Origin of the sequence: Paraburkholderia sp. SIMBA_027 (assembly GCF_046535315.1) — a bacterium.
Lineage (GTDB): Bacteria > Pseudomonadota > Gammaproteobacteria > Burkholderiales > Burkholderiaceae > Paraburkholderia > Paraburkholderia tropica.
The window spans coordinates 1-357 of sequence record NZ_JAWRWY010000212.1 but is presented as its reverse complement, the minus strand read 5'-3'; the positions used below and the strand labels follow the sequence as shown (position 1 = coordinate 357).

The 357-nt window shown below is 47.9% G+C and carries 1 protein-coding gene; it reads left to right on the top strand.

Annotated features, from left to right (window positions below):
• Nucleotides 1–357 (top strand): 3'-5' exonuclease (locus SB764_RS38825; protein ID WP_410866585.1); only part of this gene is annotated, 357 nt, incomplete at both ends.

The following is a 357-nucleotide window of genomic DNA, read 5'->3' as shown; positions in this document are numbered from 1 at the left end:
ACGGTAAAATCGTTCGTATCGTTGACGCGGAAAAAGTTGAAAAAAAATTCCTGGGTCGTCCGATCACCGTTTGGCGTCTGTACTTCGAACACCCGCAGGACGTTCCGACCATCCGTGAAAAAATCCGTGAACACTCTGCGGTTGTTGACATCTTCGAATACGACATCCCGTTCGCGAAACGTTACCTGATCGACAAAGGTCTGATCCCGATGGAAGGTGACGAAGAACTGAAACTGCTGGCGTTCGACATCGAAACCCTGTACAAGGAAGGTGAAGAATTCGGTAAAGGTCCGATCATCATGATCTCTTACGCGGACGAAGAAGAAGCGAAAGTTATCACCTGGAAAAAAATCGACC